The organism is Arthrobacter sp. H20, from assembly GCF_000520515.1.
Taxonomy (GTDB): Bacteria; Actinomycetota; Actinomycetes; order Actinomycetales; family Micrococcaceae; genus Arthrobacter_D.
Genome location: NZ_KI914714.1, coordinates 20,855 through 28,970 on the forward strand (window position 1 = coordinate 20,855; position 8,116 = coordinate 28,970).

At 65.1% G+C, this 8,116-nt stretch carries 9 protein-coding genes; 6 read left to right on the forward strand and 3 right to left on the reverse strand.

Annotated features, from left to right (window positions below; genetic code table 11):
• The first annotated feature begins 3 nt into the window (after nucleotides 1-3).
• Together Y703_RS17785 and Y703_RS21910 are read left to right on the forward strand one after the other, a co-directional pair.
• A complete protein-coding gene (locus Y703_RS17785; RefSeq protein ID WP_343212871.1) occupies nucleotides 4-150 on the forward strand; it encodes a LysM peptidoglycan-binding domain-containing protein in 147 nt (48 codons plus the stop codon).
• Between the two features lie 262 nt (nucleotides 151-412).
• Complete coding sequence (locus Y703_RS21910; protein ID WP_051427285.1) at nucleotides 413-595, forward strand: LysM peptidoglycan-binding domain-containing protein; 183 nt, start codon at nucleotides 413-415, stop codon at nucleotides 593-595.
• 111 nt (nucleotides 596-706) lie between these two features.
• Here Y703_RS21910 and Y703_RS0103890 read toward each other — a convergent pair whose 3' ends face one another.
• The 3 genes from Y703_RS0103890 to Y703_RS17795 form a co-directional block, all read right to left on the reverse strand.
• Nucleotides 707-3,052, reverse strand: a complete 2,346-nt coding sequence (locus Y703_RS0103890; protein ID WP_026551663.1) for a Tex family protein — start codon at nucleotides 3,050-3,052, stop codon at nucleotides 707-709.
• 62 nt (nucleotides 3,053-3,114) lie between these two features.
• Nucleotides 3,115-3,792 carry a hypothetical protein gene (locus Y703_RS0103895; RefSeq protein WP_026551664.1) on the reverse strand — a complete coding sequence of 226 codons (678 nt, stop codon included), beginning with the start codon at nucleotides 3,790-3,792 and terminating at the stop codon, nucleotides 3,115-3,117.
• Nucleotides 3,793-3,917: 125 nt separating this feature from the next.
• Nucleotides 3,918-4,952: a hypothetical protein gene (locus Y703_RS17795; protein ID WP_216698863.1), complete on the reverse strand. Its 1,035-nt coding sequence runs from the start codon at nucleotides 4,950-4,952 to the stop codon at nucleotides 3,918-3,920.
• A gap of 116 nt (nucleotides 4,953-5,068) precedes the next feature.
• On the opposite strand from Y703_RS17795, the gene Y703_RS0103905 reads away from it, so the two are divergent.
• From Y703_RS0103905 to Y703_RS23310, 4 genes are read left to right on the forward strand one after another with little or no spacing between them, the layout of a single operon-like run.
• The gene (locus Y703_RS0103905) at nucleotides 5,069-6,199 is read left to right on the forward strand and encodes a type III polyketide synthase (RefSeq protein ID WP_026551666.1); all 1,131 of its coding nucleotides are present in this window, start codon (nucleotides 5,069-5,071) and stop codon (nucleotides 6,197-6,199) included.
• The gene (locus tag Y703_RS0103910) at nucleotides 6,200-6,895 is read left to right on the forward strand and encodes a class I SAM-dependent methyltransferase (RefSeq protein ID WP_026551667.1); all 696 of its coding nucleotides are present in this window, start codon (nucleotides 6,200-6,202) and stop codon (nucleotides 6,893-6,895) included. It begins immediately after the preceding gene.
• Nucleotides 6,888-7,613, forward strand: a complete 726-nt coding sequence (locus Y703_RS23305; RefSeq protein ID WP_343212869.1) for an FAD-dependent oxidoreductase — start codon at nucleotides 6,888-6,890, stop codon at nucleotides 7,611-7,613. Before Y703_RS0103910 ends, Y703_RS23305 begins: the two co-directional genes overlap by 8 nt.
• Nucleotides 7,570-8,031, forward strand: coding sequence for an FAD-dependent oxidoreductase (locus Y703_RS23310; RefSeq protein ID WP_343212870.1), 462 nt, complete (start codon nucleotides 7,570-7,572; stop codon nucleotides 8,029-8,031). Before Y703_RS23305 ends, Y703_RS23310 begins: the two co-directional genes overlap by 44 nt.
• Nucleotides 8,032-8,116: the final 85 nt, after the last annotated feature.

Consider the following 8,116-nt stretch of genomic DNA (forward strand, 5'->3'; position numbering starts at 1 on the left):
ACCATCGAGTCAGGCGACACCCTCGGCACCATTGCCGAGAAGCTTGGCGTTGTTGGTGGCTGGCAGGCACTGTACGAAGCTAACGCTGACACGATCATTCATGCTGACCTCATCTTCACCGGTGACGTCCTGCAGCTCCCAGCCAAATAGCCCCAGGCTATAACAGCTGAACTTACGACGACGGCGACCGTCCGGGATTTCCCGGGCGGTCGCCGTCGTCGTTGTGCGTTAGATCCAGTCAGCCGCTGGGCCGAAACACAGCTACGCCAGTCCTGCCTTTTTCAGTGCATCAGCCATCGCTGAGTTGGCCGGTGGTGCTGGAATCCACGAGGCGGGAGCCTTCTCTGCACGAGGTTTCGCTGCGGGCTTGTCCGATCGCTGCTTGTCCGGACGGCCACCCCTGGAACCACCTGTGGCGGCCCCCGCCGTCAGCGGCGACACCTACACCATCGAGTCAGGCGACACCCTCGGCACCATTGCCGAGAAGCTTGGCGTTGTTGGTGGCTGGCAGGCACTGTACGAAGCTAACGCTGACACGATCATTCATGCTGACCTCATCTTCACCGGTGACGTCCTGCAGCTCCCAGCCAAATAGCCCCAGGCTATAACAGCTGAACTTACGACGACGGCGACCGTCCGGGATTTCCCGGGCGGTCGCCGTCGTCGTTGTGCGTTAGATCCAGTCAGCCGCTGGGCCGAAACACAGCTACGCCAGTCCTGCCTTTTTCAGTGCATCAGCCATCGCTGAGTTGGCCGGTGGTGCTGGAATCCACGAGGCGGGAGCCTTCTCTGCACGAGGTTTCGCTGCGGGCTTGTCCGATCGCTGCTTGTCCGGACGGCCACCCCTGGAACCCTCAGCACGCCCGCCAGATGATCCGGCCGGCTCGTCGTCGAGCCGCAGGGTCAGGGAGATCCGTTGACGATCGGGGTCGGCCTCCAGCACCTTCACTTTGACCATCTGCCCCGACTTCACCACCTCGTGCGGGTCGCTGATGAACCGGTTCGACATGGCCGAGATGTGCACCAGCCCGTCCTGATGCACGCCAACGTCGACGAACGCACCGAAGGCCGCGACATTGGTCACCACTCCGTCGAGGGTCATCCCGGGTTTGAGGTCGGAAATCTTCTCGACGCCCTCAGAAAAGGAAGCTGTCACAAATTCGGGCCGCGGGTCCCGTCCCGGCTTCTCCAGCTCGGCGACAATGTCCTTGATGGTTGGCAGCCCGAAGGTGTCGTTAACGAAGGCCGCCAGGTCCGGTTCCCGCAGGCCGGTGCCGCCCGCGCTGAGAATCTTCCGCGCCACGCCATAGGCTTCCGGGTGGACGCTTGAGGCGTCGAGGGGCTCCGGGCCGCCGAACACCCGCAGAAAACCTGCACATTGCTCGTACGCCTTGGCGCCGAGCCGCGGCACCTTCAGGAGATCTGCGCGCCGCGCGAACCGGCCGTTGGCGTCGCGGTGGGCCACAATGTTTTCGCTGAGCAGCGGCCCGACGCCGGCCACCCTGCTCAGGAGCGAGGGCGACGCCGTGTTGACGTCCACACCCACTGCGTTCACACAGTCCTCGATGACAGCGTTCAGAGACCGTTCCAGGTTGGTGGCTGTCACATCGTGCTGGTACTGGCCCACACCAATGGATTTGGGGTCGATCTTCACCAGTTCGGCGAGGGGGTCCTGCAGGCGGCGCGCAATCGACACCGCCCCCCGCAGGGACACATCCAGGTCCGGCAGCTCGGCCGAGGCAAGGGCCGACGCGGAATAGACTGATGCTCCGGCTTCTGACACCACCAGCTTCTGCAGCTTCCGCTCGGGCATCAGCTTGATCAGCTCGGTGGAGAGCTTGTCAGTCTCCCGTGAAGCGGTTCCGTTGCCGATGGCGATGAGTTCGACGTCGTACTCCGTCACCAGTCTCGCGAGCGACGCGAGCGCGGCGTCCCACTTCTTCAAGGGTGCGTGCGGGTACACGGTGTCGGTGGCAACTGCCTTGCCGGTGCCATCGACCACTGCCACCTTGACGCCGGTGCGAAGCCCCGGGTCGAGACCCAGCGTGGTCCTGCCACCTGCTGGCGCCGCAAGGAGGACGTCCCTGAGGTTGGCAGCGAAGACCCGCACCGCCTCGGTCTCGGCGGCAGCGAACAGGCGGACGCGGAGGTCCAGCGATAGTTTGGCGAGAATCCGGCGCCACGACTGCTGGACTGTCTGGGCGAGCCAGGCATCTGCCGGGCGACCGGCGGCAGCTATCCCCAGCACCGCCGCCACCGAGTTTTCGTACCGGGCGCGTGCTTTGGCGAACTCGTCTGCGTGCGCCGGGTCTCCCTCGGCGATGGCGAGCTCCAGCACGCCCTCTTTCTCGCCGCGGAATAGGGCAAGGACGCGGTGCGAGGGCATGGTGGACGGCACCTGGGCGAACTGGAAGTAGTCGGCGAACTTCTGGCCCTGGGTCTCCTTGCCCACCCGGACCTTTGACCGCATGAGGCCCTGTTTCCAGAGCCTCTCCCGGGCCGAGGTCAACAGGTCAGCGTCCTGGCCGGCGCGTTCCACCAGGATCGACCGGGCACCGGCTAACGCTGCCTCAGCATCAGGGAGATCGCCGGTCACGTACCTGGCCGCCTCGGCCGCGGGGTCCAGCGACGGATTCTTCACCAGTGCATCAGCGAGCGGTTCCAGCCCCGCCTCTCTGGCGATCTGCGCCTTGGTGCGCCGCTTGGTCTTGAAAGGCAGGTAAATGTCTTCGAGACGGGATTTGGTCTCGGCGCCAGCAATAGCGGCACGCAACTGCTCGGTGAGCTTTCCCTGCGACTCAATGGACTCCAGCACAGCACGACGGCGGTCCGCCAGCTCGCGCAGATACCTCAGCCGCTCGTCGAGGGTGCGTAGTTGTGAGTCGTCGAGCGAGCCGGTCGCTTCTTTGCGGTATCGGGCAACGAAAGGGACAGTCGATCCGGCGTCGAGCAGGTCCACGGCAGCCTTCACCTGCCAGGCGTGGACTCCAAGCTCGGTGGCGAGAAGGTCAAAGATGGCGGCGTCAGAAGTCAGAGATAGCACGTCAGCCATTGTCGCCTATCGCGGGTGGAAGGTTCCAGCCAGCCCGATCGTTAACCGCTGAGCGGGTGGTGCTAGGCGCAGGACTCGCGGTCCATCGTAATCGCCAGGGGGTGCTGGCCGGTGAAGGACCCCTCGGCGGTCGAGTAGTCGATTTCAACGTATTCGGACGTGCCCCGCTCAGCCCCTTCGTCGATCGAGACAGAAACCACCACGTTGAGGTACTCGAGGGTCGAGATTTCGTATCCGATGGCCGGCACCGGTTCGGTGAAGAACACGTTCTCCGGCATCTCCTCCATAGCGGCCATCTCGCCGGCACCGTGGGCGCTGGTGTGCTCGCCGCCTCCCCCCATGACGGTTCCGTCGGCCATGCCGTGAGTGCCGTGGCCGCCACGGTTCGCGGGGGTCACCTCGGCCGAATTCATCGTGACGCCGGACGGCGAGCCGAGGCTGACGTCGTCGACGGTGAACGATTCGAGGGTCTCGTTATGGATCAGCACCGTGTATTCCTGGTAACCCAGCGCAGGCTCAACCGAGCACAGCTTGGCCCCGTTGGCTCCGAGCTGGAGTGGGTCCTCGCTGGGGGGCGCGGGGACAACCACGGCGTCAGGGGCATCGGCGACCGTTACACCCTGCGCCGATTCCGGGGCACCGTTGACGTTCAAAGGGTTTTCTTCCATCCCCCCGCACCCAGAGATCAGGCCGGCGGTGATCACTGAAATGCCTAGGATCGTTGCGGTTCTGCTGACCATGGTTCCTCATGCTCTCGAAGGTTAGGTGTGATGGGCCGCAACGGACTCCGGCCTGCGCTTACCTGTCATTCGTATCCGGCTGCCCCAAGGTTTGGTGACCCACTCAACAATGCCGGTCCGGTCAACTATTCGTAGAGCACGTAGTCCGGGGCCGGCTCCAGGGCCAGCACCTCCGGCGGTAGCATGAGCGGACCGAGAGCTGTGTCTTCTTCGAAGAAGAGTTTGAAGCCAGGATTCACCGTCGCGGGGAGCTGCCGCATCAACGTGTTGTACGTCTCGATCTTCGCGCCAGGGGCGCCGATTCCGTCAACGCTCTTGATCACCTCGACTCCTTCATGCTCCTCCACCGCCGCCTCGTTGGTCACCACTGACGAGGCGACCTGGTGAAAGACCATCGCCTTCTGCGGTAAATCGTGCTCAGTGACCAGATCATCGAGGTAGCTGGCGATGCCGTTGATCTCCTCCCCCGCCGTCTGCCCATAGGTCTGGCCGGGGAGCTGGTTCCCGGTGATATCCCATTCCGGGTCCAGGGCCAGACCGACGTCGGGTTCCAGCAACCACTTTTCAAGGAGCTTCACTTCCTCGGTCATGGTGGACCGGCCGGGCTGGATGTTGAGCAACAGCAACGCGTCATGCCGCCGGGCCGCCTCCAGGTAGGCGGCGATGAATTCATCGGAGGCTGGCGCCCGGTACAGCCCGTCGGCGCCGGGCGAGGCCTGCACCACAACGGTGATCAGCTCAAGCACCGGCATCACTTTGCGGCCGTCGGCGTACTGTTCGCCGAGTAGTTCCATCTCGTCGACCCGCTCGTCGATGTCGCCGATCCCGAGCCGGCCCATGCCCGCTGCCGTGGGGTGGCCGCTGAACCCGACCAATCGGTACTCCGGAAACAGGTCGGTACCGCCGCGGGGCAGCTGAAGTGGTTCAGGGCTGGGGCTCCGGCTTGGCGGGGCGGTGGGTGCCGCGCTCGCGCCGGGTGACACCCCAACGGCGGGCGCTGACGACAACGTCGTCGGCTCGGGCCCTTGCGACGCCTGCCCGTTGGCCCCATCAGCTGCCGGTTCACCGGCCATGCACCCGGCGAGGAGGAGACAGAGGGTTGCCAGAAACGGCACTCCGGCGGCCCTCAGGGAGCGGCGGGGACGGTCGGTGGGGTGCATGTCATTCCTTGGCGAGAGTATCTGTGGATCTGTGCACCTCCAACGGTACAGGCGCTCAGACCTGCTGCAGGGCTGATCGCATTGTCTTAAGGGGCTCGCACCGCTAAGAATGAACTATGACAGTAATCATGAGGTCCCTTGAAACCGCCGTTCCTGAGACCGTGATGGTGCAGTCCGATGTGAGGGATGTGTTCGCTGCACAGCCAGGACTCAGCCGGCTGGGCGTCCGGCTGGTTGGCGCCGCGTTCGACTCCTCGGGGATCGAGACCCGGTATACGGCGGTGAAGGAAATGAGCCTCGACGCCCAGTCGGAGAATCCTGTGTTCTTCGATTCGGCTGAGCGGCGCATCCTGTCACCGAGCACCAAGGTCCGCAACGAGGTGTATGCGGATGAGGGGACCAAGCTGTTCATCGAGGCGGCCAGCAAGGCTCTCGCGGCAGCCGAAGGCATCGAACCAGCAGACATTACCCACGTCATCACCGTGTCCTGCACCGGTTTCTTCAATCCCGGGCCGGACTACAAGGTGGTCCGCGCACTCGGGCTCAGCCCAGCAACCCAGCGTTACCACCTCGGCTTCATGGGCTGCTATGCCGCGTTCCCAGCCCTACGCGCCGCCAAATCCTTCTGCGAGGCCGAGCCGGACGCCGTCGTCCTGGTGGTGGCAGCCGAACTCTGCTCGCTCCACGTCAGGTCCTCCAGTAATCCTGACACCATAGTGGGATCGTCCCTGTTCGCTGACGGCGCCGCGGCCGCAGTGATCAGTGCCCGTGAGTACACAGCGACGGCACCCGCGCTGAGCCTCGACTTCTTCGAGACGGTCCTCACCCCGGTCGGCGAGGAATCAATGGCGTGGAACATCGGTGACGAAGGGTTCGAGATGGTGCTCGGCACCTACGTGCCCCACATCATCGACGAGCACATCGTGGGAGCGTTGGAGCCCCTCCTGGCCCGCGACGAGACCCTCACCGATGTGCAGTACAAGGACATTGAGCACTGGGCGATCCACCCGGGCGGGCGCAGCATTCTGGACAAGGTGGAGGCCAAACTGGATTTGAAAGAGGACCAGTTGGTGCCCGCGAGGGAGACGCTGCGCGACTATGGCAACATGAGCAGTGCCACTGTCATGTTTGTGTTGAAGCACATCCTTGACCAGCCCTTCGAGGGCACTGATGAGCGGATCTGCTCCATGGCGTTTGGGCCCGGTCTGACAGTGGAGACAGCCCTGTTCACCAAGGTGGGTCCCTGAGTGCAGTTCCTCGCTCACCGTGACCTGGGCGCGGTAGAGGAGATGGATAAGCCGGACTGCGATCCGGTGCTGCTGGACCGGACCTACGCCCAATTCGGGTTGGTCAACGGGGCGGTTGCGGGGTGGCGGCGTACCTGGGCGGGGCTGATCCGGCCCCAGCTATCGGCGTCGCGGCCCAGCACCCTGCTCGACATTGGTTCCGGTGGTGGGGACATGCCGCGGGCGTTCGCCCGATGGGCTAAACGGGATGGTGTTCAGCTGACGATCCTTGCCATCGATCCCGACAAGCGGGCCCACTCGTTCGCCACCGCCCAGCCGCACCAGTCGGGGCTGAGTTTCCGGCGGGCGTTCAGCGCCGAACTGGTGGCCGAGGGAGAGCGGTTCGACGTCGTGACCTCGAACCATCTGCTGCATCACCTGACGCCTGACCAACTGCAGGCGCTCCTGTCCGACTCGGAGCAGCTATGCAACGGCATTGCTGTACACAACGACATTGAGCGCAGCCGGTCCGGCTATGTGCTGTTCTCCATCGGCGCCCTTCCCCTGCGCCGGTCCCTGATCCGGCAGGACGGGCTGACGTCGATCCGGCGCAGCTACACCGCCGCCGAACTGGCTGAGGTCGCCCCACCGGGCTGGGAGGTCAGGGCGGGATTTCCCTCCCACAATCTGTTGATCCACCGGGCATCCCATGCGTGACGTGATCCTGGTCGGCGGCGGCCCGGTTGGCCTGTTCGCGGCGATCCTGTTGCGCCAGGCGGGGTTGGACGTGCTGGTCCTGGAGCAGCGGACCTCGCGTAGCACTCACTCCCGCGCCATCGGCATCCACCCGCCCGCGCTGCAGTCGCTGGCCGAGGCAGGGGTCGCGGAGGATCTGATCGCTCGCGGGGTGCGAATACACCAGGGGGTGGCCCGCAGCGCCGGTCGCGAGGTGACCCGGCTGTCCTTCGCTGGCCTGCCCTGTGACTACCCGTTCGTCCTGGCCGTACCCCAGATTCAGACCGAGCAGGTGCTGGAAACCCGGCTTGCCGCCGTCGCGCCCGGCGCGTTCCGCCGCGGCGTATCGGTAACTGATGTCCATGACGCAGGCGAATCGATGCTGGTGACCACATCGACTTCAGAAGTGCTGCAGGCGCAGATCGTGATCGGGGCTGACGGCGGCAGGAGCACTGTGCGCACCAGTGCTGGCGTCGCCACCTCGCTGCAGCGGTATCCGGACACCTATCTGATGGGTGACTTCGCTGACACGTCGGCGGACCGGTCAACCGCGGTGCTGTACCTGGAACCGACAGGGATTGTCGAGTCCTTCCCCCTACCGGACGGAGTGCGGCGCTGGGGGAGTGCGGCGCTGGGTGGTGCGGACGCCGTCATTGGTGTCCTCGCCCACCCCCGGGGCACTGGCCCAGCTGATTGCTGACCGGACCGGGGTAGCAGTGGACGTGGGAAGCACCTCGATGCTCAGTGCGTTCGACGTGTACCGCCGGTTGGCTCAGCGTTTTGTGGCTGGGCGGACCGTGCTGATCGGGGACGCCGCGCACCAGGTCAGCCCCATCGGCGGGCAGGGCATGAACCTTGGCTGGCTTGACGCCACCGAGCTGGTGCCGATTATCAGGGCTTCGCTGGTTGACGGCGACGACGTCGGCCGTGAGTTGGCCGCGTTCGGCGTGCGACGTCGTCGTGCAGCGGCCACGGCTGCCAGACAGGCCCATCTGAACATGGCGCTGGGGCGACCCCTCCCGCGGCGGGTGCTGACCGCCCGGAATGCGCTGTTCGGCCGGGTCAATGCCGTGCCGGCCGTTCACAACACGATTGCCCGCACCTTCACCATGCAGTAGCCCACCGCCGGGGACCCCGCCCCCGCGCAAACCCTTCCGCCGAGAAGGAAGCTCTGGCGACTTCCAGGGCACGGGAGTCGCCAGA

Excerpts from the sequence above, each read along its gene's own strand:
- Y703_RS0103905 (WP_026551666.1), top strand. The coding sequence starts at position 5,069 with ATGACAGTAATCATGAGGTCCCTTGAAACCGCCGTTCCTGAGACCGTG.
- Y703_RS23305 (WP_343212869.1), top strand. The coding sequence starts at position 6,888 with ATGCGTGACGTGATCCTGGTCGGCGGCGGCCCGGTTGGCCTGTTCGCG.
- Y703_RS0103890 (WP_026551663.1), bottom strand. The coding sequence starts at position 3,052 with ATGGCTGACGTGCTATCTCTGACTTCTGACGCCGCCATCTTTGACCTT.
- Y703_RS17795 (WP_216698863.1), bottom strand. The coding sequence starts at position 4,952 with ATGCACCCCACCGACCGTCCCCGCCGCTCCCTGAGGGCCGCCGGAGTG.
- Y703_RS0103895 (WP_026551664.1), bottom strand. The coding sequence starts at position 3,792 with ATGGTCAGCAGAACCGCAACGATCCTAGGCATTTCAGTGATCACCGCC.